We start from the raw sequence: 22,760 nt of genomic DNA on the forward strand, positions 1-22,760 counted from the left end.
GCTCCTACAAGTCGATGCCATCGCCCGGATCGAGCGACGCCTGCCGCGCGAGCCCTTGCATCCGGCGGCGCACGGCCGCTTGCCGGGCCGCGTCATCCTGTTCGTCATCGACGATCGAAAACTCCTGCGCGGGCGGGGCCGTTGTTTCCGGCGCAATGGCGATATGCTCGGGCAGCTCGGGCTCCCGGCGCAGCCCGCCATTGGCGGCGTCCTCGGCATCGCGGACGATGCGCGCGACCTGCTTCGGATCGGCGGATGCCTGCCAGCCGGTCCAGTCGTCCGCCCGCGGCTTGGCCGCCTCCGGGGCCGGCGCCGACGCGATCCGCTCGGCCAGACGGCGGTCCTGAAAGTAGCGCGCCTTCTTTGCCCGGATCGGGTGGACGCCCGCCACCATGACTATCTCGTCGTCGGGCGGAAGCTGCATGACCTCGCCCGGCGTAAGGAGCTGGCGGGCGGTCTCGGACCGCGACACCATCAAATGCCCAAGCCACGGCGACAGGCGATGCCCGGCGTAGTTCTTCATCGCCCGCATCTCGGTGGCGGTGCCGAGCGCGTCCGACACGCGCTTGGCGGTGCGCTCGTCGTTGGTGGCGAAGCTCACCCGGACATGGCAGTTGTCGAGGATCGCGTTGTTGGGGCCGTAAGCCTTCTCGATCTGATTGAGCGACTGCGCGATCAAGAACGCCTTGAGCCCGTAGCCCGCCATGAACGCCAGCGCGGACTCGAAGAAGTCGAGGCGGCCGAGCGCCGGAAACTCGTCCAGCATCAGCAACACCCGATGGCGGTCGCCCTTTGGGGTCAGTTCCTCGGTCAGCCGGCGCCCGATCTGGTTTAGGATAAGGCGGATCAGCGGCTTGGTGCGCGAGATGTCGCTGGGCGGCACGACCAGATAGAGCGTCGCCGGCCGCTCGCCATCGACCAGATCCGATATGCGCCACTGGCAGGCCCGCGTGACCTGCGCCACGACGGGATCGCGGTAGAGGCCGAGGAAAGACATGGCGGTGCTGAGCACGCCCGATCGCTCGTTGTCAGACTTGTTCAGCAGCTCCCGCGCCGCGCTGGCGACGACAGGATGCACGCCCGCTTCGCCCAAGTGTGGCGTCGCCATCATCGCGGCCAGTGTCTGCTCGATCGTGCGCGCCGGGTCCGAAAGGAATCCGGCGACGCCAGCCAAGGTCTTGTCCACCTCGGCATAGAGGACGTGGAGGATCGCGCCGACCAGCAGCGAGTGGGAGGTTTTCTCCCAATGGTTTCGCCGCTCCAGCGAGCCTTCGGGATCGACCAGCACGTCGGCGACATTCTGCACGTCGCGCACCTCCCATTGGCCACGCCGCACCTCCAGCAACGGGTTGTAGGCGGCCGACTCGGCGTTGGTCGGATCGAACAGCAGCACGCGACCGTGCCGCGCGCGAAAACCGGCGGTCAGCATCCAGTTCTCGCCCTTGATGTCGTGGACGATCGCCGACGCCGGCCAGGTCAGCAGCGAGGGCACGACCAGGCCGACGCCCTTGCCCGAACGGGTCGGGGCGAAGCACAGCACATGCTCGGGGCCGTCGTGGCGGAGATAGTCGCGCGCGAGCTTGCCGAGCACAACGCCGTTCGGCCCGAGCAGCCCGGCCGCGCGCACCTCCCGCTCGCTCGCCCAGCGAGCCGAGCCATAGGTCTCGGCGTTCTTCAGTTCGCGCGCGCGCCACACCGACATGCCGATGGCGACCGCGATCGACGCGAACCCGCCGGACGCAGCGATATAGGCGCCCGTCAGGAATATGCGGGGCGCATAGGCGTCGAAGCTGAACCACCACCAAAAGAAAGCGGGCGGCGGATAAACCTGCCAGCCGAACGCCTCGAACCAAGGCGGCCCCAGCTCGGGCTGATAGGCGAGCGCGGCGGCGGTCCACTGTGTCGCGCCCCACACCCCGGCGAGCACGATCAGGAACACGATGATGATCTGGCCCCAAAGGATTTTGGTCGCGGACATGGGTGTCTCCTGTTTTCAGATGCCGAGGCCGCGCTTGCGGCCAAGCGTCCAGTCGATGCCGCCGCCGGCGCGGACCATGCCGGACACCTGACGGCCGAGTTGCTGTTCGAGGGTGCTGGCCCAGGGCACGAGTCGGAAGCCGAGCCCGTCGTCGATCATGGCAAAGCGGCCTGACGTGAGCGCGAGGCGTTGGCGCACGACGCCGGCGATCTTCTCGCCGGACGCGGGGGGGCGATAGGCAAGCCCGGTCTCACCCGCGATCTTCGCGCCAACCGCGTCCAGCTCGCGCTTGCGGAGCGTGTCGAGCATCCCGCGCTCGAACACCGTCCGCTCGCCGAAGCGGCGGGCTAGCCCTTCCTTGACGAGATGGTCGGTGCGCGCGTCCATCGCGCGCCGCACCTCGGCGCCAAACCCGCCATCCGCGACTCCGGCGCCGCGCTCGATCAGCCGATGGTCGAGCCAGGTCGCGCCGGGCGCTTTCACCTGTGCGGCGAGGTCGAGGTCGGACCGCGTTGCGACGATAAGCGTCGGCTTCTCTTCGCCGGACCGCCCTACCGCGCGCAACTCGACGATGCCGCCGAGCTTGGGGCTATGCTCCAGCGCCTCGATGCCCGGCAGGCGAACATGGTGGGTGCGCCCGTCCGTGCCGTCGATCACGGCATAGGCGGTGGCGGTCAGTTCGTCGTGCAACCCCTTGTCGATCAGCCTGCCGGCGATCGGCTTCTCGGGCGCGCTGGTGACGACGGCGTAGCTGTCGAGCGGCCGGTCCTGCCCCCGATCTTTGAGCGCCGCGCCGATCGTGCGGATGATGTCTCCGCGCGCGCCCAGCTCGCGCAGCTTCGCCCCCGCACCTTCCGCGACCGCCCATTGGCCGGTATCGCCCTCGGCTGCGAGCCCCATCGTTTCCAGATGCTGCAACCGGCCGATCATCAAGCGGCGGAGCCGCGGATCGTCGGGGCCGGGCCGCTCTGGGCGCAGGTCGATCACGCCTAGCTCGTCGGCGGAGCGCTGGATCTCGGAATCGAGCCGGGTCCAGCGCTCCGCCGTCACCTCGCGGTCGAGCGCGCGCTGCACCTCATGCTCGGGCTTCGGCCCTAGTTCGGCGAAGGCCAGGTCTTGCGCGCGCGAGCGGAGATTGTGGCTGATGTAGTCGCGGGAGATGACGAGATCGGCGCCCTGATCGGTAACGCCGCGCACGAGCAAGTGGACATGCGGATTGTCGGTGTTCCAGTGATCGACCGCAACCCAATCGAGCCGCGTCCCCAGGTCGGCTTCCATCTGGCGCATGAGGTCGCGCGTGTATTCGCGCAGGTCGGTCAGCTCGGCGGCGTCCTCGGGCGACACGATGACCCGGAAATGATGCCGGTCATCCTTGCACCGGTCGGCGAAACCGCGATCGTCGGCGTTGTCGCCGGCCGCGTCGAACATCCGGGTAGGCGAGCCGTCGCGGGTGACGCCCTCGCGCTTCAAATAAGCGACATGCGCGGACAGGGACGCCGAGCGCCGGTCACCCCGGCTGCGGGTGGTCACGGGCAGCATCTTGACCATGACGCGCCGGCCCGAGCCGAACAGGCGACTGCGGGCGAAGGCGGTGCGTCCCCGCCCGAAGGTCGATTGCGCACCCCGGCGCGCTCCGCTGGCGCCGCCGCGCCGGCCGCCGCTGTGGATCGCGGCGACGCGCAGCACCTCGGCGACCAGGCCGCGGGCATTGCGGCCCTGCGCCTTGCTGCGCTTGGCCTTGCCCGGCCGGACGCGGAACTCGCTGTCCTCGCTCACGGCCGGGCCGCTTTCGGCCGAAAACGGCCTGTGGTGCCATTCGAGGCGCTGTTTTTGCTGGCTTTTCCCTTCCGCGCGGCACGCGCGCCGACCGACGCCCCCGCGTGAAGCCACGGAAAAGCCTTGGCTTTTCGGCTGAACGGGGCGCTGCTTATATCTTGCCCTCGTCTTTCCCTGCCGTTTTCCTCCTCCCCAGCGCCCTTACTGCTTCGGACGGATGAGGGGAGTGACAGGCCGATCATTGCGGTCGGCCCGCGCGGGCGCGGGACACAAACAGCGTATCGCGTAGCTCATTGGCGGACGGCTCGGCCGCGCGAACGTCGCCGGTTGTCGGCCGGTCGGTCGGTAGCTCGGACGCGGCGTCTTCGCCGTCCGACTGCCCGGCGACAGCTTCCGAAGCGGGGCTGGCGGTGCGGACGAACAGCGCCGCACGACGCCATGCAAACGGATCAGGCGTAGCGGTCGCCGCCACCTCCACCGCGCCCGATGCGCCGGTGATCGGTGCGAGCTGGGCGAGATAACCAACCGTCTCGGCGGGCAGCGGACGGCCGCGCGACACGAAGTCGTCGTAGCGGCCCGGTCCCGCATTATAGGCCGCCAGCATCGCGCTCGCGTTGCCGTAGCGGTCGTGCATCTCGCGCAGATAGGCCGCGCCCGCCATGATGTTGTCGCGCACGTCGAACGGATCGGGACCGAGGCCGTAGCGGATGCGAAGCCCGGCCCAAGTCGCGGGCATGAGCTGCATCAAGCCCATCGCCCCGGCGCGCGAGACAGCGCGGGAATTGCCGCCGCTCTCGACGCGCATCACGGCCCATATCCACGCTTCGGGGATACCGAACCGCCGCGCGGCGTCGGCGACATGACCGGCATAGGGATGGGCGGCCGCCGATCGCGCGGCCGGCAGTTCCTGCGCCAACGCCGGGGCAGACGCCGCGCCGCCTGACAGCAGGAAGACGGCAACCACGACCGCCGATCCGACTCCGCTTCGCCGCCAGCCTGCCAGCGTGCTCGCTTCGGTAAAGGGTGCGCGCGAAGCGCCGGCCTTCGGCCGCCCTTGACCTTCGCTGCGCGCCCCGGCCGGCCTGCGACCGAGCGGGACGAATGGGGTGAGCGGTGGCGGCAGCATCGCTGCCGACAAGATGTTCCGGGGGAGCATCTTGAACCGCGAACACGGCTTTCCCGCGAACAAAGGGATGGGTGGGTAGCGCACAGGCTCAGTCCTGCTCGCGCGACTTCGGCTGACGGTTCCAGCGCAGCGACCAGGCGGACTTGTCGCCCGTGTTCTGGAACAGTGCGGCGCGGATCGGCTGCGCGAACGCGGGATCGTCGATGCGCAGCGAGACGTAATCCCCGGCGCGTTCGCCGGTCTCGTTCCAGCCGGCGCCGATCTCCGGGCCTTCGCCGCCGTCGCCGCGGTGGACGCGCCAGTCCGGCGCCTTGTCGGCATCGATCTGCTCGGCCGGAACGATCGAGATACGGATGTCGAGCGTCGCCGTCTCGATGATGCCTTCGTAACCGTTGGCGGTGCGGAAGAAGCTGCCGATCTGCATGGTAATCTCCTGTGGGTTGGCGGTTGGGAAAGCGGGTCAGCGCCAGACGAGCGGCGCGTCGGGGGTGTCGCGAGTGAGGATCGGGATGGCGCGGCCGAGCACGGCCGAGGCCGGCAGCGAACCGAAATAGCGACCGTCCATGCTGTCGGCGTGGTCGGGGTTGAGCATCAGCAACTCGCCGACGCGCAGCGTTCGGCAGCCTTGCCAGACCGGCAGAGGGCGGCCCCGGCCGTCACGCTGCCGGGCGACGACAACGGGCCGCCCATCGACGCTCACTACCGCGTTGATGCGGCACACGATCTGGCCCGGCCGCGCCGCGACATGCTTCAGCAGCGGCACGCGCTCACCGAGATAGCCGCGCTCCGCCAGCCAGCGCGCCAGCGCCGGTGGCGGCGTCACAGCGACCAGTGCGCCGAGCGGCGGATCGTGCAACGGCTCGATCCGATAAAGCCCGATCGGCGCGCTCGCGCTGGCGTTCCAGACGACGCGCGGGAGCGGATCGAACACCGCCACGGCGAGGAACGACGCGCCGAACAGCGACGCGGCGGAGGCCGTCGCAATGGCCCATCCACGGCGGGTCATCGCTCGATCTCCCGGCGTTTGAGCCACGCGCGATGGCGCTCCATGGTGTAGGGGCGCGGCGGTTGTCCGGCTGCGATGCGGTTGTGGACGTGCCGCCAATGATCCGGCGCGGCGTCGCACGGATCGACGCCGGCCGCCTCGGTCGCGTCGATCGCGGCGAGCACTTGGCTGACCTTGGGCCAGCCCTCGATCTTGAGCAAAATGTCGCCACCCGGCCGCACGAAGGGCAGCGTCGTGAACGGCTCGCCCGGAGCGACCACGCGCACGATGTCGATGCGCGAGCTGACCGTGCCGTAGTCGTTCGCTGCCCAGCGGACGAACGCGAAGATCGCGCGGGGACGGAAGCGGACGATGCGGCGGCGACGATCGACGATCTCGTCGACCGCAACGCGCCCGAACCTAATCCAGTGCTCGACCCGTTTCTCGATCCACGTCAGCTCTACGCGGGTCATGCCGTCGTCGGACGGCTGGCGATGACGCATGGGGGACGGCGGGACGGTCATCGCCGGCTCCGGGCGATGGCCGAATCCGCCCGCGGCATGAGGTCGTTCTGGCCCGGATCGGAGGTCGAATGCTTGATGCCGATGTCGGCCCAGGCGCGCAGGTCATCGACCGAATAGACCACCCGGCCACCGATCCGGCGGTAGGCCGGGCCGGTCCCGAAATAGCGGTGCTTCTCCAGCGTCCGGCCCGAGAGGCCGAGGAAGCGCGCGGCTTCCGGTGTGCGCAGGAAGCGGGGCGGCAGGTTTGTGGGCGTATCGGACAAGTGACGGCTCCTGCGGGCAGTGGCGGCAGGAGGCGTAATTGTCAGAAGGAAGGCGGCCGGGTGGGGTATGAAGATGTGCGGCTGCACGGATGCGACCACCCCCTAAAGGGTATCGCGCATGGGGCTCGGATCAGCGGATACGGAGGAGTTTGCGGTAGTCGCCGTTCATCATCGCGATGCCGTCGCGGACCAGCCGCACGACGAACGAGCGCGAAGCGGACATCTTCCAGTCGCTCGCCGAAAGCCGCTCTGCCTCGTTGCGCCCGAGCGCAACCGCGATCTCACGATAAGTCGCGCCGATGTCGCGCAGATCGAGCGCGCGGAGCATCAGGTCAAGACGTGCCAGCCGGTAGGCCGTCAATGGCCAGCCGCGCGGCAACGGGCCGGCGGCGCGGCCGAGCAGACGCCGGTGGAAACGCAACATACTGACGACGCGCGTGATTAAATCCTTGTCGAGCGGGATGACAGCGGCGAGCGGTCGGCCAGGCTGCGGATCGCGCAACCAAAGCCGATGCTCCCCGGCCGCATCGGCGACGACGACATGACGTCCGTCGATGCCAGCCATGTCGGTGAGCAGCGCGCCAAGCGCGCGCGGATCGACCGGGACGGCAGCTTCGAATCCATCCGGTGCGGTATCGAGAATGACCGTGACGGCGGTCAGTTCCGGGCGCCAGATTACCGAGTCTGAAAGGTCATCCGGCGCCGTGGCGAAAGGATAACCCCCAGCGCCGCGCGAACGCCGCCTCGGCGGCGCTCTTCGCGACGGCGCCGCTCGCGATGCGTTGCCGCATCTGCGTGTGTTCGGCGCGATAGGTGCGGTTCCGCCGTAGGAACTCGGCGGCTAAATCGGCGCGCCCGAGCGCGTCGGCTAATCCACCGGCGCCTCGCTGGCGACGCCCCGACGGCGTCGGCATCGCATCCTCCCAACCACGCTCTTGCGCGGATTTCAAAAGGCGAGGATCGACGGACCGCCTCACTCAAGATAGCGCCAAGGTTGCGCTCAACCATGCCGAGTAGGCTCCAACGACGGCAGCAGAATGAGCCCAAAACGGATTGAAACTTAACGCTTTAGCGAAGGCTCAGAGCCGAGAAGATAAGCGTAGCCTACCTCCGTCATCCATCGTGCTCGGGCGAGATGGCTATCGTGCATCTCTTTCGCGCGCTGCGGCTCGACCGCAGCGTCCACGCCGAGAATTTTGGCGGTGGTCTCGCGCCAATCGGCCCCGCCATCATCGGCATCGAGCAGCCGCAAATAGGCGACGATATGGCTTTCGTCATATGCGGTAAGTTGCGATATGTCCGGCGCGCGATCTGCGAATTCATCGGTGCTCATGGCGCCCCCGTCATGTTGCCCGTTAACCAGTTTAGCGCAAACCACTGAACCGGATACGCGCAAGTCCTGCATCGTTAGATGCACCTTCCGCGCGGACGAATGGCGCACCCCAGCCGATACAACTGATATGGGATAAACCGGATGAGGTGTATCGTCCAGTTTGGCGCGCATGGATATGCGCCGTCTCGTGGGATTGAACTTCGCCAAGCTGAGAAAGGATAAGGGCTTTACCCAGGAGCGCTTCGCCGAGACGTCAGGCTTTACCCAACAATATGTCAGCGATCTGGAGCGAGGCCGGCGCAATCCAACCGTCGTCACCTTGTTTCACTTGGCCTCCGCGCTTGGCGTCACGCCCGCCGATCTTGTTGCCGAACTCGATCCGTCCGAAACCGGCTAGCTTCGCAAAACTTCGGCGCGAGCCGGGCGCCAGCCCGGCAAGCGCGCCGTTGCGGCCGCGCGGACCTTGGGACGCGCGGCCGCCGCCGATCCAGCGCAGCGGATCGGCGCGAAAATGGCAAAGCCGCAGGGCCGGAAACTCCGGCCCTGCGATTGTTATCGTCACTCCGCTTTGAGGCGCTGCATCCCTTCGGCCAGCGTCCAGAGCGCACGGTTGAGCGTCACATTCTGGTCGATGCCGTTGATCGCGCGGGTCTGCGCGCGGCGGATACGGCCCTCGGCATTGCGCTTACGGCCCTGCAACCCGCCACGAACCACATTCTCCTGAATGACGTTGAACGTGGTCCATAGGCTGTGGTCCACATCCTCGCGGCGGCGCGGCTCGATGATCTGCTCGGGCCGAACCGGGCTTTCGTCGTCGCCATAGCGCGCAACAAGGCTAACCTCGCCGAGCAAGCGCTGCTCATCCGGCGAAAGCTGGATCGCCTTCATCGACTCGCTGGCGTCGATCAGCCGGGGGAAGTCCTCGGCAACGGTGAACACGCCCTCGATAATGTCATGCTCGATATTGCCTTTGTGCGGCACGCGGACCTCCTCGAACCGCTCGCCCGCAATCATGCTGTTGGTGCAAACGAAGCGCAGCATCCCGGCGAACATCTGATAGGCGCTGGTCCCGTCATGGCTGTTGACGATGATAACTTCGGCGGCCTCGGGCTTGCCGATGCCGTCATCCCGGCGCAGGCGCAGCATGTGCTTTGCGTGGCCGTGGCGCGAACCGTCGCGGGGAACGGACTGGACGGCGAAGAAGGGAAACCATCCCTCCCGGCGCAGCCCCTCCACGATGTCGATGGTGGGGACATAGACGTAGCGCTCCGAACGGCTGTCGTGCGCCTCGCGAGCGAAGATGGACGGGACGTGGCGATACAGCGCCTCGTTGTCGAGCGGCTCCCGACCGCTGATCTGATGGGCGTTGCGGCCGAACCGGGTGGCAAGCTTGTAGTGCATTTTGGCCTCCTTGGGCTTGGGTTTCCGCGCAGCGGAGCGCCGCGCTGAAACCCTGCCCGTCGGCGAGACCGGGGGTGCAACCGGAGTGGGCGGCTTCGCGGGGAACCGGCTGCACGGAGCGCGCAGCGTGGAGGAAGCTGGGCGGAAGCCGCTCCGAAGGGCGCTGGGGGCAGCGCCCCAAGCATCGCGCCGCAAGCGGCGCCAACGAACATCTCTCTTGCCATTTGTTCCTGTTTTGATCCAAGCCGGCTGCAAGGAGTCGGTATGAGCATTACGATCAAGGGACAGACCGGGCCAGCGCCTCGCGGTCGCAGGCGACATCACCAAAACGCTGCGCGTCCCCTATGACGAGGTAGAGGAGCGTTTTCTGCTGGCGGCGAGCGACGGTTCGTTGATCGAAGGCCGCCTAGAAGCCGAGGAAGATCGCTTCGCCTTCCGGGTCGTGGTGGACGGCGCCGGGATTTCACGGATCGGCCCCGGCGAGCTGACGTTGGATTAGGCGGTCGAATGGGTGACGATCGCGCCCTATTACGCTGGCGCATTGACGGAGCGCGGCCCGATGCCGCTGCCTCTGTTCGATTCGCTGCCCGGCTAGTTCTGCCGTTCCAACGGGAAAGGCCCCCGCTCCGGTGGAACGGGGGCGTCGCCGCCGGTCAGCGGGACCAGATCAGCGCGTATTCGCCGGTGGTGTCGGTTTCGGACAGCGTGGCGTAGATCGGTGCCGGGAAGCTCGGATCGTCCAGCTTGACCGAGATGTAGTCGCGGCCTTCGCGGCTGGTCTTCTTCCAGGCGGCGCCGATGTCCATGTTGGCGGCGCTGATCCGGAAGTCAGGGGACTTTTCGCCTTCCTTGTCGACCGGCCGAAGAGTGGCCTTGGTGTTAAGAGTGAGCGTCTTGATGACGCCGTTGAACTCGCCCTTGGTGTTGGCGGTGAAGGTGCCGATCGTAGCCATGTCGTGATCTCCTGTCTGCTCGGACCGCGCCCATCGCGGCCTCGATGGCTCGGCGTCGGCCGGGGCACGATCGACCCCGCACCGCTTGCGGCCGGAACGCAGAGGAGGTTGGACGGCGGGCGGCTTTTTTGTTTCGCGATGCAAAGCCGAAGGCGGCGGAAAAAAGCCGAACGACGCCCTTGCGGGATGGCGATCGGCTTCGGTCAGACAAGCCATTGGGGAGGCCGCCGGGTGTTCGGCCCGGAAGGTAGGGAGTTTCTTATGACCGGCGATTGTGTCGGCAACTCTGTCAACAGCCTTGCGCGATGTTCATCCTACGTTCCAAGGTGATTGCCGATTCGACCAAGGAGACCGCGGAGGTTCGCAAGGGGGAGAAGGAAAAGGTGGCGCAACTGTTTTCGCAGGATCAGCTCGAAGCGATTGCCGGCGCACTCGGCGACACGGATACGGGGCTCAAGGGGACCGAGATCGCGATGCTGTTCGCGACCTGTCAAATGACCGATCCCGGCGAGATGACCAAGCGGCACCGCATCTACAACGCCTTCGCCGCCAGCCAGAACGCCCGGCAGGACCGCACGCGCATCCTCGGCTTTATCCGCCATGCGATGAGACCAGCCCGCTATAGCCGCGAGCCGCATCGCTACGAGCCGATGCGTGCCAGTCTCAACCAGGCGCTGGCCTTCGCCGGCCTCGTAGTGAGCGAGGCGGGAAAGATCGAAACCGTCGAACAGGCGACGACGCTGCCGGAAGCACAGCGCCGCGCGAAAGAACTACGCACCGATCTGGAGACGCGCGGCGTCCATCCCGATGTGCTGCGCTTCTGCCGCGCGGAACTGCTGGCCGATAACTATTTCCATGCGGTCCAAGAAGCGGTGAAAAGCGTCGCCGACAAGATGCGCGTCATGACGGGTCTGACCGATGATGGGGGAACGCTGGTGGACCGCGTGTTGGGCGGCGATCCGCCGATGCTGGCGATCAATCCGCGCGGCACGGTGAGCGAGCGTAGCGAGCAAAGCGGCTTCGCCAATCTCGTCAAAGGCGTCTTCGGCATGTTCCGCAATACGACCGCGCACGAAGCGCGCATCCACTGGCCGATGACCAAGACCGACGCCGAGGATCTCCTGACCCTCGTATCCCTCATCCATCGCCGGCTCGACGCCAGCCACATGCCGCCGCGTCCCTGATCTCGCTCAACGGAAGCGGCCGCGCCCGGTCAGGGCGCGGCCGCGATTTTGTGGGCGGCGAAAGAAGGCCGGGACCGCTTGCGCGGCCCCGGCCCAATGCCGCTATTCGGCGGCGACGGCATAGGACGCTTCGCCGTCCTCCGCTCCGGTTTCGGGGGCCTCCGCTTCGGACGGCTGCTCCGCGCTTCCCACTTCCTCGGCCTCGACGGGCGCGGGCTGCTCCGGCTCGGGCGTCCGCAGCACAGCGGGAAGCCAGCCGGTCCCGGCCAGAAGCTGCTCGGCGGTCTGCGCCATGTCCGGCTTCTTCATGTCCGCGATACGGCGGGCGGCGTCCTCCGACACGCCCTCGGTCACGGCCTCGACGATATGCGCCTTGGTGACATGGCCAAGGTAGCTGTCCACGGTGGGCGTCCAGTCCTTCGCCACGTCCAGCGCCAGCGTGGTCGCCAGCCTGTCCGCCGTTTGCAGCGAACGCGGCTTGCGGTCCCACGGCAGGCGTAGCGCATTGACGGTACGGGACGCGCAATGCGTCAGCAGCGCCAGCCGCTTCTCGTCGTCCAGCCCGACGATGAAGTCCCACAGGTCCGCAACATCACGCGGCATCCGCTCGGCCCACGCCTCGCGCGCCTCGTTCGCCTTTGCGGCCAGCGGGGTATCCTCGATCCCGTCCGCATGGCTACCAAGCGGCGTCACGGTCGGACGAACCTCAAGGCAACCGGCCTCGGCGTAGCTGTAGAACAGTTGCGCCGTGAGCGTGTGGGTCAGCGCTATCAACGCCAGATCGGGCCGCTCGCCAAGTGCCACGCGAAGGGCCAGCGTCCGGTGGGCGGACAGGTCGCGGGCGAGGCTGTCGGAAATCGGCTTGCCCGGTTCCTCGTCCTCTTCCTCGATCTCCTGCACGTCCTCGTCGCCGTCCTCGGCCTGCTCGTCCTCGACCGTCTCCCGGCCGATGGCTTCTGCTTCGTCCTCGGGCTGCGGATCGGCCAGCGCCTCGTCCTCGGGGCGGACGAAACCCCGCTCGATCCTGACCGTGCCGTCATGGTGAAGCACGACGAACGCGCCGCCATGCGCGATCACGCGGGCGTCATAGGCCGAACGCTTGGCCGAAATGGCGTCGATCTCGTCGGACACCGCCTCCAGCTTCGTCGCTACGTCCTCGGGCATCTCGTCATAGGACGAATAGCCTTCGGCAAGCGCGTCATGCTCGGTGGACAGTACCTCAAGCCTCGCCTCGTCCTCGTCGGACAGGGCGATGGTCTGCGGATAGAAGCGCCGCATCCCGTGGGCGTGGGGGTAGTCGATATGCGCCTCGGTCCATTTCCAGCCTTCGGCCTGAACCTCGCCCGCGATCTCGCGCAGCTTCTCGGCGGCGAGCATGTCGAGCAGGCCCGCATCCTCGAAGAACCCGCCCCGGTCCTCGCTGAACAGGTCACGGATGATATTGCCGCCCGCCTCGACATAGGCATCCGCCCCGACGAACACCGCGCGCCGGTCGGTCGCCGGAACATTGCTCGCGGTCATGTCGCGCCGGATAATCCACGGTTCGCGGTTGTGATGCAGATTGGCGAACACCTGCTCCTGCCGGTCATGGTCCTCGGTGATGGCGAAGGCCATGAGCTGATCCAGCGTAAGGCCGTCCTCCCGATAGACCTGCAACAGCTTCGGGCTGACAGCGCCCAAGCGAAGCCGCTGCTTGACCACGCCCGCCGACACGCCGAACCGCGCGCCGATCTCCTGCGCGCCCCAGCCCCTGTCGTTGGAAAGCTCCGCGAACCGCTCGAACTGGTCGGCGGGGTGCATGGGCGTCCGGGTCACGTTCTCGTCCAGACTGATCTCGGCGGGGTCGTTCGCCGTGTCCAGCCAGCAGCGGACTGGCTCGGACTTCTTGATCTGCTTACGCTTGGCGCGCAGCAGCATCGCCAGCCTGCGGCCCTCGCCAGCGGTGACGAGGTAATAGCCGGTAGGCGTCCCGTCCTCCTTGACCTCGGGCTCCACGACAAGGTTCTGGATCAGCCCCTTGTGCTGGATCGAAGCGGCCAGCGCCTCGATAGCGGCTTCCCCATGCGGCACCTTGCGGGCATTGCGCGGGGACTTCTTGAGCTTGGCGAGCGGCACGAAAATCTCGACGCCCGACACAGGCTCGGCGACTGCGGTTTCGGTAACAGCGTTCATCACACTACTCCTTCTAAAACCACACACACCCCGGAATGGGGTGGGCGGCGAAAGAGCGACCGGAAGGCCCGCCGGCGGAGCCGGGCAGCACCCGAAGGGCCGGAACGCAGAGAAGGTAAGCGCGGCACGCGCGTTGCGGCCCGGCGCGGCGGGCCTAGAGGGAAGCGACGCCCACCCCACCGACGGGGAGAGCTACAAACGGTCCAATCCGGCTACGTTGGTGACGGATTGGACCGATCAGATCGGTTACACATCGGACCGGTCACCTGGGTTACGGTCCGGCAATATGGCCATCGAGGAGATGGCCATGGTTTGGATGGAAACGGATCCCGTGAGCGAACGCGTGCGGTTCATTTCGGCTTGGCTAAGCCGGGAAGAGAGCGTCAGCGCACTCGCGATCCGCTTCGGTGTGTCGCGCAAGACAGCGTATAAATGGATCGGCCGCTACGCGGCCGAAGGCCCATCTGGTTTAGCGGCGCGCTCAAGCGCGCCGGTGACTCAGGCGGCGCAGACGCCTCCCAAGATCGTCACAGCTATCCTGAGGCTGCGGCGCAAACATCCGGCGTGGGGCCCGCGCAAACTGCGGGCCCGGCTCCAGCTCGATGATCCCAAGACGAAGTGGCCGGCGGCTTCGACGATCGGCGACATTTTGAAACGCGAAGGGCTGGTCCGGCCTCGCAAGCTGCGTCGGCGCGTGCCGCCGGCACAGCATCCATTCCGCGGTGCCGACGCGCCCAACGATGTCTGGTGCATCGACTTTAAGGGCTTCTGGAAAACCGGCGATGGCGTTCGTGTGCTGCCGTTCACCGTCACCGACGCGATGAGCCGCTACCTACTCGTCTGCCAAGCGGTCGAGCATCCCGACTTCGAGACGGTGTGGCCGATCCTGGTCCGGGCGTTCAAGGAATATGGGCTGCCGCGAGCGATCCGCTCGGACAACGGCCCACCGTTCGGCGCGGTCGCGGCGGGCGGACTGTCCAGGTTGGCAGTGAACTTTGTGCGGATGGGCATTACGCCTGAGCGAATTACGCCAGGCAAGCCGCAGGAAAACGGTCGCCACGAGCGGATGCACCAGACGTTGAAGCGCGAGGCCGCGACGCCGCCTTCGCTCACGGCGAACGCTCAGCTGGCCCGGCTCGAGCGGTTCCGGCAGGTCTTCAACGAGGAACGTCCTCACGAAGCCCTGGGTCAGATCCCGCCGGCGCGGGTCTTCACGCCGTCTCCAAGACTATGGGACGGCAAGCTGCGCTCGCCGGCATACTGGGGCGCAACCGAGGTACGCACCGTGCGGATCAGCGGATCGATCCGCTGGCGTGGGCGGGAGCTGTTCGTCTCCGAGGTGCTGAACGGCGAACGCATCGGCATCTTCGAGATAGCAGACGACGAATACGAGGTTCGCTTCGGCCCAATCCTGCTGGGCTACATCAAGGGCAAACAGAAGCTCATCCGAGTGCGCCCGGGCAAACGGCGCCGCCACTCTCTCGAAAACTGTCACCCAGCTGACCGGTCTGAAACGTCACCCACGTGACCGGTTGCACACAAACAACCCGATCGGGCCGGCGCAGCCCTGGCCCGATCTCCGCAGCATGGGAAAGACCCAAATCCGCCGGGGCGGATTTACGGTTCGGCGTGAACACGCCAAGCGGGGCGTTGCGGGGCAGGCTGTGCAAAAACTCATTCGTCTAATCCGCCGCCGCCAGCACCGCGACGCGCGTCTCACCCCGCTGGCGTCAGTCGCTCGGCACCGAAGGCATTTACTGCATGGAGGATGTTGAAGGCGACAATCGAGAGAGCCGCTTCGGCCTTTACCGCTCTGAGACCTCGCGTGAGGAACCTTCCGCCGCCGGACATCCGTTTAATCGTGCCGAAGGGGTGCTCTACAGTACATCGGCGGGTCACCATCAAGCTCGGATCCGCGTAGATTCTGGCCTCCATACGATCCAGCGCCGCCTGGTCGAACAACCGATGGATGGTCCGTTGGGCGCCGGACGTGCATCGGCTCTTCAGCCGACAGTCTTTGCATGCAGACGTTCTATATCGGATCGCACGGTTGCGGGTATGTTTGCCGGATGGTCTCAACGTCTTGCCGGCGGGGCACCGGATTGTGTCGGTCCCCTCATCATACACGAACTGCGCTGGCCGGAAAAAATCGGTGCTCATGGCACCGCGTTTGATCGGCGCCGCGACCTCAATATGGTCGCGCTCGCATTGCGCGACCGCCTGGGCGTTGGAGTAACCGCCGTCGGCCAGGACTTTGAGCTCGTCAACCTCAAGCACCTCCATCGTCGCCATCGACATTGGATGCAGGAGCTGGCTGTCGTTTGCCTCGTTGGTCACGTCGTGATGTATGATCAGGCCGCTATCTACATCGACCACGCTTTGCATGTTGTAGCAGGGTGTCTTGGGAGAACGTCCATAGCCCATCGGCCGCGCGTCGGACTCGCCAAAGACCAAAGCCGTCTCGTCGCGATCCTTCAGGATGTCCTGCCGGCGCACGAGCCTGTCCTTGCGGCGCCCGAGGGTCTCGATCGCAGTGGTGAACGCCTCCCGATGTTTGGGCTGATCGTCGAACCCCTGGTCCACTGCCTCATCTATGATGTCGAGCCGCTCAAGGTAGTAGGCGATCTCCTTTTCGGTGTGCGCAACGTCACGGGCAAGCCGGTCGGCGCCAGCGATGTTCTTTGAGCTCGCGACCGCGCGCATCTTCGTCCCGTCCAGCGCGACCAATCGACCGCTGATCAAGCCGGTTTCGCGGCAGAACTGGATGAATGCAGCGCTGGCGCCGACAATGGCTTCCGGATTGTCATGACGAAAGGAGGCGATCGTTCGGTAATCCGGGGCAAGCCGGCGCATTAGCCAAAGCGCTTCGAGGTCGCGGACACACGCTCGTTCCAATTGGCGTGAGGACCGAACCTGGTTGAGATAGCCCCAGATGTACAGCCGGAGCATATCGCCTGGATGGTATCCAGGGCGGCCGGTGACCGCAGCGATAGCGCGACCGAAGCCAAGCTCAGCCAAGTTCAAGCTGGTAACAAAAGCATCGACGACTCGGACCAATGCGTCCGGGGAAACATAGTCATCAACACAAGGAGGAAGCAGGCTGACCTGATCTCGCGCGAGTCCCTCAATAAAACTCATGCACACCCCGGCGCGGAAGATGGGAAGATAATTGGATTCTACACTGACAGGTTCATGAGTAAAAGCTTGTTATTGGCTTTGAACATCTGCGCCAGGTGGCGTAATAACTCATTACAGATGTTGCGGGCTTCCGAGAAGGATCAGGTCAGAAGCGCCGGGTTCTCCGTTACGTCGAAGCAGTGGCCGCTTGCGCGTCGAGCTGCCACCCGTAGCTTTTGGAATCCGGTACGAGATCGGCGATGGTGAACTGATCGAGGTGTCGCGCGAAAGCTTCCAGCGCGCCTGCCAAGGCATGGCGCAAGCCGCATGCGGGCGTCACGACGCAGCTGTTGGTCGCCGCGTCGAAGCATTCGACGAATGTCCCGGTGTCTTCCATGATGCGCATGATCGAACCGACGTTCAGGGCATTGGCGGGCCGCGTGAGCTTGAGGCTCCCGCTCCGGCCCCGCACACCCTCGACAAATCCCTCCGCGGCCAGTCGCTGCGCCACTTTCATCAGATGGTTCTTCGAGATGCCATATGCGTGTGCGATCTCGGCGATCGAATGGTGGCCGTCCTTCACGGCCAGGAACATCAATGTGCGAAGGGCATAGTCGGTCTGGACGGACAATCTCATAAAAGATGCATATCATATATTGGTTTTATCCGCCAAGGCGCGTAAACCATGCATAGGAAATTCATCTTAATCGAGTCGAGGCAGGCAATGACGTCGAACCATGCCGAGCAGGCGCGGGCGCGCAAGATGGCGGATGCGCTCGCCTGCGGGATCGATGATGCTTTCATCTCGCGGCTCGTGGAGAGGTTCTACGACACCGTCCGGCAGGACGACATGCTCGGTCCGATCTTTGCTGAACGCATCGGCGACTGGCCGCATCATTTGACGCGGATGAAGGATTTCTGGGCCTCGATCATGCTCGAATCCGGTCGGTTCAGCGGCAATCCGATGCGCAAGCATATCGCGATCGGCGAGCTTGATGAGGCGCATTTCGCGCGCTGGCAGTCGCTTTGGGACCAGACGCTTGACCGGATCGCGCCGAACGCAGCGGTCGCGGACCGGTTTGGCGAAGCGGCGCAACGCATTGGCGAGAGCTTGCTGACCGGCATCAAGATCGACCGGGGCGGTCTGGCCGCCATTTCCGCGAGGGCCGCGTCGTGACACCGGTCCCCTACGGCGCATCGCCGATCTTCGATGAGCAAAGCCTACCCGACGCGCTGCGCAACGATCATCGCACCAAAGCAGGCACCTGGGGCCTCCTGCGGATGCTGGAGGGCGAAGTGCGGCTCGTTTTCGTCGATCCGCCGAGCGAGCAGCTCGTGACGCCCGACAGGCCCGCGATCATCCCGCCGCAGGCAACCCATCATGTCGTTCCGCTCGGCCCCATGACGATGCAGGTCGAGTTCTACCGGGAACGCCCAGAGCTTGTCGAAGACGCGGACCGTGGATGACTTCGCCCTTGCTCGCACGGTGCATGTCATCGCGGTCCTGTTCTGGATAGGCGGCGTCGGTTTCGTCACCTGGGTGCTGATGCCGACGCTTAAGGCAACGGAACTGCCGCAGGATCGCTTGCGCCGTTTTCAGCAGATGGAGGCGCGCTTTGCCTGGCAGGCACGCGTGTGGGTTCTACTTGCCGGCGCAAGTGGCCTGTGGCTGGTGGCGCGCGCCGATCTGTGGAGCCGCTTCCTCGACGGCCGGTTCTGGTGGATGCACCTGATGGTCGCGCTCTGGACCGTGTTTGCGCTGATGTTGTTCGTCATCGAGCCGCTGCATCTCCATCGTCGTCTCGCCAATACACAGTCACCCGAGGCGGATTTCGCTCGAATGATCCGGCTGCATCAGTTATTACTTGCAGTCAGCATCATAACAATTTTGGGCGCGGTAGGCGGTAGTCACGGACTATTCTGAACAGAGGGGGTTTGGGGCATGAAGAGCTATCAAACGACATTCAGCATCAAAAGGCTGTGGATCATCCTGTCGGTCGGCATGGTGGTCATGTTCGGGATCCTACTGTTGCTCGGGCAGCAGATCTACCAGCAGGCGCCGCCCATTCCCGAAGCAGTGAAGTCCCAAAGCGGCGAGACATTGTTCACGCGCGCGGACATCGAGACCGGCCAGAATATCTGGCAGTCGATCGGCGGCATGGAGCAGGGCTCGATCTGGGGCCATGGCAGCTATCTGGCGCCCGACTGGAGCGCCGACTGGCTGCACCGCGAGGCGGAGGCACTGCTCGCCCTATCGGCCACTCCGCTCCCCGCGGGCGTGTCCCCCACGCAGGCGGAAGCGATGCGAAAGGCCGCGCTGCAAGAGGAAATGCGCAGGAACAGCTATGACCCCGCGTCCGGCGCCATCACGGTCAGCGACACCCGCGCGCGCGCAATTCGGCAGGTGCAGCAGCATTTCGTAAGCCTGTACGATGGCGGCGATCCTGCCTCGCTAAAGCTCCGCCGCGACTATGCCTTCCCGGTCTATGGCGAGCTGTCGGCCGCGGAAGCCCGGCAGCTTACCGCCTTCTATTTCTGGACGGCCTGGGGGGCGACCACCGATCGTCCGGGCCAGAACATCACTTATACCAGCAACTGGCCGCACGAACCCCTGGTGGGCAATAGCCCAACCACCGGCACTCTGTTGTGGAGCCTTGCTTCGGTCATCCTGCTGCTTGCAGCGGCAGGCGCACTCATCGCCTATTACGCCAAGCAGTTCGACGTCTGGCGCGGCGACATCCTGCCCGAGGGCGGCATGGCGACCTCTGATCTTCTGGGACAGGCCGTAATCACACCGTCGATGCGGGCTACCGCGAAATATTTCTGGGTCGTCTGCGCGTTGTTCGTGGGGCAGGTGCTGCTGGGCATTGTCACCGCTCATTATGCGGTCGAGGGACAAGGGCTCTATGGCCTGCCTTTTGCAGAATATCTTCCCTACACGATCACCCGCACATGGCACACGCAACTCGCGGTGCTGTGGATCGCCACGGCATGGCTGGCGACCGGGCTCTATGTCGCGCCGATGCTCGGGGGACGCGACCCCAAGTTCCAGCGGCTCGGCGTCAATTTCCTGTTCGTCAGCCTGCTGGTCATCGTCATCGGCTCCTTTGCCGGGCAATGGGCGGCCGTCCACCGCTTCTTCACCAGTCTGACGGCGAATTTCTGGTTCGGGCATCAGGGCTATGAATATGTCGATCTCGGCCGCTTCTGGCAGATCTACCTCCTGATTGGCCTGTTCCTCTGGGTGGCGCTGGTGGTGCGCGCGCTCTGGCCCGTGCTGCGACGGGAGGGCGGAAAGTCCCTCATCTATCTCGTGCTGGTGTCAGCGCTCGCCATCGGGCTGCTCTACGGCGCGGGGCTGATGTGGGGTCAGCATACGAACATCGCCATCATGGAATATTGGCGCTGGTGGGTGGTGCATTTGTGGGTCGAGGGCATTTTCGAAGTCTTCGCCACGGCCATCATCTCGCTGCTGTTCGTCCAGATGGGCATCCTGCGAACCTCTACCGCCACCGTGATGGTGTTGTTCGCGACGATCATCTTCCTGTTCGGCGGGGTGCTCGGGACCTTCCATCACCTGTATTTCAGCGGGACGCCGACGTCGGTGATCGCGGTCGGCGCGATGATTTCGGCGTTGGAAGTGGTGCCGCTGCTGGTGGTCGGCTTCGAAGCCTATACGCGGCACAAGGTCGAGCATGAAGCCGAGTGGGAACGGATTTACCACTGGCCGTTCATGTTTTTCGCCGCCGTCCTGTTCTGGAATCTGGTCGGCGCCGGCCTGTTCGGCTTCCTCATCAACCCACCGATCGCGCTCTATTACATGCAGGGGTTGAACACGACGGCGAACCATGGCCACGCCGCGCTGTTCGGCGTCTATGGCATGCTCGGCCTGGGGCTCACGCTCTATTGCATGCGTGGATTGACCGACGTCACGCGATGGAACCAGAAATGGATCAGGATCTCCTTCTGGTCGCTCAATATCGGCCTTGGAATGATGACCTTCCTGTCGCTGCTCCCGCAGGGCATCCTGCAAACTTATGCCAGCATCGAGCACGGCTATGCCTATGCGCGCTCAGCGGAGTTCATCCATAGCCCGATCATGCAGGCGCTGGTCTGGGCAAGGGTGCCCGGCGATGTCGTGTTCGCATTCGGCGTCTTCGCGTTCGCATGGTTCATGGTTCAGGCGTTCATGCACGGCAGGAAGCCGACTCCAGAAACGGTGGCCATTCCAAAGCCGGCGCCTTAGATTCGCCACTCCGCTTCCCGGCTGTACCCCGGTTTTCAACAGACGGCCGGCTAATTTCGGGCGTTGGTCGCTCTCGGCCAACGCCATTTGCCCGTGAAACGGCTTCAGGATCGCCGGACAGGCTTGCCCGCTCCGTGGGTTTTAGCACAGCCTGGGGGTGTCCCCGCTTGAAGGGGTCTGGCGAGACCCGCCTGGGGCTCGCCAGCAGGGGAAAGCTTTCCCCCTCAAACCGGAAAATGATAGCAGCAAAAAGACACCATCCGCACACTAAAGCGAGGTGGATTAGAATACAGCGGGCGGAATCGGATTGCGTCCGGGAGGGCTATTAGCTTGGGGGAAAGTCTATGGACTGGTCACAATTAACCGGAGCCCTGATCGGTCTCGTGGGTGTCCCTCTGGGCATCATATTGGGGGAGTTATTGAGACGACGGCAAAGAGCAGAACAATTCGCAGCGGCGATCTTCGCCAAGCGCCTCGAAGCCTACGACTCGCTTATAAGTATCCTATTTGACAGCCACCGGATCGCGAACGAAGTGATCGACAATGCGAACCTGTCGGCGGCCGAGCGGCACGAGCTGATCTCCGCAGCCATCATGCCGATCGCGGAACATACAACGCGCAGCGTCCTCTATATAGACGAGGAACTGGGCGCCCATTGCACCGCGCTTTTCATGGGTGTGGAAGACCTGCGCGACCTGCCCGAAAGCGAACGTCAAGCGCGTCTCGCGCAATTCCAACGGGATTGGAGAGAAACTCGCCGGATGATCCTTGAGGACTCTGGGGCCATCAAGGTCAATCGGCTGTTCCGCGACATCAATCGCCCCACGCTCAGCTCACCCGTTATCGAGCGCATTCGAGAATTGCGGCGCGAGCAGGGCAGCGAAATCTGAGACGACCTCTGCCCAGCCAGCGGCGATAGAGCTTCGATCTTACGGGTGGCGTCTATGCTTGTTCTACAAGCAGGCTTTTGAGATTCCGCATTATCGTGGCGGACATATCAGCGGGCGGCATTCCGTGCAGACGCGCCATACCTTCGACAGCGATCCAGACATCGCTCGGCGTGGTCGGACGGGCGTCGGTCTGAGTGAATGGCCCATCTGTCTCCGTCAGAACGCGATCCAACGGGAGCGCCTTGGTAATCGCCGCGCGCTTCTCATTCGCGAGCATCTCCGCGTTCAACGAAAAATAGCAGCCGAGATCGACTGCTCTCTTGGCCTCTGCTGCGGTGCCCGTGAACCAATGAAGCACCACGCGCCCGCGCGGGGGCGGCATGTATTGCTCAATCATATCGAGGACGGCCTTGGTCGCGCGGACGCTATGCGTCGTGACGATCTTGTTCCCCGCCGCCGCACACAGCGTCAGCACGCGAGCGAAAATCTCCTTCTGCATCTCGAACGACCTGTAGAACCGCGGGCCGGCGTCCAGCCCGACCTCGCCGACATAGCGGGTGCGCGGCAGCAATTCCTCCCATAGCCCGATCTCATGAGCGCGTTCGGCGACCAGTTGAGGATGCAGGCCGAGAGCCGCCCGAACATGATGCGTGGCGGACGCCAGTTCGTGGTTTCGCGGCCAAGCCTTGGGGGTGGTAGTCACGGTGAGAGTGAACACGCCATCGCGCTCGCAGCGCTCCACCGCGGCCGCGTGGTCGGGGTAGAGATCGAGGTGGCAATGAAAATCGACGAGACCCGATCGCATGGGGCCT

At 65.1% G+C, this 22,760-nt stretch carries 24 protein-coding genes; 8 read left to right on the forward strand and 16 right to left on the reverse strand.

From position 1 onward, the window contains the following. Nucleotides 1-4: 4 nt before the first annotated feature. From DM450_RS09465 to DM450_RS09510, 10 genes are all read right to left on the reverse strand, one after another. Entirely contained in the window at nucleotides 5-1,978 is a 1,974-nt protein-coding gene (locus DM450_RS09465; protein WP_142634294.1) for a conjugal transfer protein TraG, read from the reverse strand. Between the two features lie 15 nt (nucleotides 1,979-1,993). Continuing rightward, the gene (locus DM450_RS09470; RefSeq protein ID WP_142634296.1) at nucleotides 1,994-3,754 is read right to left on the reverse strand and encodes a relaxase/mobilization nuclease domain-containing protein; all 1,761 of its coding nucleotides are present in this window, start codon (nucleotides 3,752-3,754) and stop codon (nucleotides 1,994-1,996) included. Between the two features lie 238 nt (nucleotides 3,755-3,992). Then, nucleotides 3,993-4,880 carry a lytic transglycosylase domain-containing protein gene (locus tag DM450_RS09475; protein WP_142634298.1) on the reverse strand — a complete coding sequence of 296 codons (888 nt, stop codon included), beginning with the start codon at nucleotides 4,878-4,880 and terminating at the stop codon, nucleotides 3,993-3,995. 88 nt (nucleotides 4,881-4,968) lie between these two features. After that, complete coding sequence (locus DM450_RS09480) at nucleotides 4,969-5,304, reverse strand: DUF736 domain-containing protein (RefSeq protein ID WP_142634300.1); 336 nt, start codon at nucleotides 5,302-5,304, stop codon at nucleotides 4,969-4,971. Nucleotides 5,305-5,340: 36 nt separating this feature from the next. Continuing rightward, the gene (locus DM450_RS09485) at nucleotides 5,341-5,886 is read right to left on the reverse strand and encodes a S26 family signal peptidase (protein WP_142634302.1); all 546 of its coding nucleotides are present in this window, start codon (nucleotides 5,884-5,886) and stop codon (nucleotides 5,341-5,343) included. Beyond that, nucleotides 5,883-6,389 carry a DUF2840 domain-containing protein gene (locus DM450_RS09490; RefSeq protein ID WP_142634303.1) on the reverse strand — a complete coding sequence of 169 codons (507 nt, stop codon included), beginning with the start codon at nucleotides 6,387-6,389 and terminating at the stop codon, nucleotides 5,883-5,885. The genes DM450_RS09485 and DM450_RS09490 overlap by 4 nt, the downstream gene beginning before the upstream one ends. Further along, nucleotides 6,386-6,652 (reverse strand): helix-turn-helix transcriptional regulator, encoded by a 267-nt coding sequence (locus tag DM450_RS09495; RefSeq protein WP_048578566.1) that lies wholly within the window; start codon nucleotides 6,650-6,652, stop codon nucleotides 6,386-6,388. The genes DM450_RS09490 and DM450_RS09495 overlap by 4 nt, the downstream gene beginning before the upstream one ends. A 130-nt stretch (nucleotides 6,653-6,782) precedes the next feature. Beyond that, nucleotides 6,783-7,328: a DUF2285 domain-containing protein gene (locus DM450_RS09500; protein ID WP_409529363.1), complete on the reverse strand. Its 546-nt coding sequence runs from the start codon at nucleotides 7,326-7,328 to the stop codon at nucleotides 6,783-6,785. A gap of 16 nt (nucleotides 7,329-7,344) precedes the next feature. Next, complete coding sequence (locus DM450_RS09505) at nucleotides 7,345-7,566, reverse strand: transcriptional regulator domain-containing protein (RefSeq protein WP_142634307.1); 222 nt, start codon at nucleotides 7,564-7,566, stop codon at nucleotides 7,345-7,347. A 146-nt stretch (nucleotides 7,567-7,712) separates the two neighbouring features. Further along, a complete protein-coding gene (locus tag DM450_RS09510; protein ID WP_142634309.1) occupies nucleotides 7,713-7,985 on the reverse strand; it encodes a hypothetical protein in 273 nt (90 codons plus the stop codon). Nucleotides 7,986-8,154: 169 nt separating this feature from the next. Between DM450_RS09510 and DM450_RS09515 the strand changes: the two genes are divergently transcribed. Beyond that, entirely contained in the window at nucleotides 8,155-8,382 is a 228-nt protein-coding gene (locus DM450_RS09515; RefSeq protein WP_142637700.1) for a helix-turn-helix domain-containing protein, read from the forward strand. 161 nt (nucleotides 8,383-8,543) lie between these two features. On the opposite strand, the gene DM450_RS09520 is transcribed toward DM450_RS09515, so the two are convergent. After that, nucleotides 8,544-9,386 carry a DUF932 domain-containing protein gene (locus DM450_RS09520; RefSeq protein WP_142634312.1) on the reverse strand — a complete coding sequence of 281 codons (843 nt, stop codon included), beginning with the start codon at nucleotides 9,384-9,386 and terminating at the stop codon, nucleotides 8,544-8,546. A gap of 653 nt (nucleotides 9,387-10,039) precedes the next feature. Then, on the reverse strand, nucleotides 10,040-10,339 hold the full coding sequence (locus DM450_RS09525) for a DUF736 domain-containing protein (RefSeq protein ID WP_142634314.1): 300 nt from the start codon (nucleotides 10,337-10,339) through the stop codon (nucleotides 10,040-10,042). A 305-nt stretch (nucleotides 10,340-10,644) separates the two neighbouring features. Here DM450_RS09525 and DM450_RS09530 point away from each other — a divergent pair, with 305 nt between their 5' ends. Continuing rightward, nucleotides 10,645-11,523 (forward strand): TIGR02391 family protein, encoded by an 879-nt coding sequence (locus DM450_RS09530; RefSeq protein WP_260609749.1) that lies wholly within the window; start codon nucleotides 10,645-10,647, stop codon nucleotides 11,521-11,523. Between the two features lie 102 nt (nucleotides 11,524-11,625). Here the strand turns inward: DM450_RS09530 and DM450_RS09535 are convergent, their stop codons facing one another. Beyond that, complete coding sequence (locus DM450_RS09535; protein ID WP_142634316.1) at nucleotides 11,626-13,695, reverse strand: ParB/RepB/Spo0J family partition protein; 2,070 nt, start codon at nucleotides 13,693-13,695, stop codon at nucleotides 11,626-11,628. Nucleotides 13,696-14,002: 307 nt separating this feature from the next. Here DM450_RS09535 and DM450_RS09540 point away from each other — a divergent pair, with 307 nt between their 5' ends. Next, a complete protein-coding gene (locus tag DM450_RS09540) occupies nucleotides 14,003-15,223 on the forward strand; it encodes an IS481 family transposase (protein ID WP_142637704.1) in 1,221 nt (406 codons plus the stop codon). 188 nt (nucleotides 15,224-15,411) lie between these two features. Here DM450_RS09540 and DM450_RS09545 read toward each other — a convergent pair whose 3' ends face one another. Both DM450_RS09545 and DM450_RS09550 read right to left on the reverse strand, forming a co-directional pair. Beyond that, the gene (locus DM450_RS09545; RefSeq protein WP_142634318.1) at nucleotides 15,412-16,833 is read right to left on the reverse strand and encodes an IS1182 family transposase; all 1,422 of its coding nucleotides are present in this window, start codon (nucleotides 16,831-16,833) and stop codon (nucleotides 15,412-15,414) included. Nucleotides 16,834-16,999: 166 nt separating this feature from the next. Next, nucleotides 17,000-17,449 carry an Rrf2 family transcriptional regulator gene (locus DM450_RS09550; RefSeq protein ID WP_142634320.1) on the reverse strand — a complete coding sequence of 150 codons (450 nt, stop codon included), beginning with the start codon at nucleotides 17,447-17,449 and terminating at the stop codon, nucleotides 17,000-17,002. 87 nt (nucleotides 17,450-17,536) lie between these two features. Between DM450_RS09550 and DM450_RS09555 the strand changes: the two genes are divergently transcribed. From DM450_RS09555 to DM450_RS09575, 5 genes are all read left to right on the forward strand, one after another. Beyond that, a complete protein-coding gene (locus DM450_RS09555) occupies nucleotides 17,537-17,989 on the forward strand; it encodes a group III truncated hemoglobin (RefSeq protein ID WP_107396135.1) in 453 nt (150 codons plus the stop codon). Further along, the gene (locus DM450_RS09560) at nucleotides 17,986-18,279 is read left to right on the forward strand and encodes a DUF1971 domain-containing protein (RefSeq protein WP_012115018.1); all 294 of its coding nucleotides are present in this window, start codon (nucleotides 17,986-17,988) and stop codon (nucleotides 18,277-18,279) included. Before DM450_RS09555 ends, DM450_RS09560 begins: the two co-directional genes overlap by 4 nt. Further along, a complete protein-coding gene (locus tag DM450_RS09565; RefSeq protein ID WP_142634322.1) occupies nucleotides 18,272-18,736 on the forward strand; it encodes a hypothetical protein in 465 nt (154 codons plus the stop codon). Before DM450_RS09560 ends, DM450_RS09565 begins: the two co-directional genes overlap by 8 nt. Nucleotides 18,737-18,754: 18 nt before the next feature. Then, nucleotides 18,755-21,058, forward strand: coding sequence for a nitric-oxide reductase large subunit (locus DM450_RS09570; RefSeq protein WP_142634324.1), 2,304 nt, complete (start codon nucleotides 18,755-18,757; stop codon nucleotides 21,056-21,058). A gap of 344 nt (nucleotides 21,059-21,402) precedes the next feature. Then, nucleotides 21,403-21,948: a hypothetical protein gene (locus DM450_RS09575; protein ID WP_142634326.1), complete on the forward strand. Its 546-nt coding sequence runs from the start codon at nucleotides 21,403-21,405 to the stop codon at nucleotides 21,946-21,948. A 52-nt stretch (nucleotides 21,949-22,000) separates the two neighbouring features. Here DM450_RS09575 and qatD read toward each other — a convergent pair whose 3' ends face one another. Next, on the reverse strand, nucleotides 22,001-22,753 hold the full coding sequence (gene qatD / locus DM450_RS09580) for a Qat anti-phage system TatD family nuclease QatD (RefSeq protein ID WP_142634328.1): 753 nt from the start codon (nucleotides 22,751-22,753) through the stop codon (nucleotides 22,001-22,003). Nucleotides 22,754-22,760 lie beyond the last annotated feature (7 nt).

It is taken from the genome of Sphingomonas sp. IC081 (assembly GCF_006874585.1).
Lineage (GTDB): Bacteria > Pseudomonadota > Alphaproteobacteria > Sphingomonadales > Sphingomonadaceae > Novosphingobium.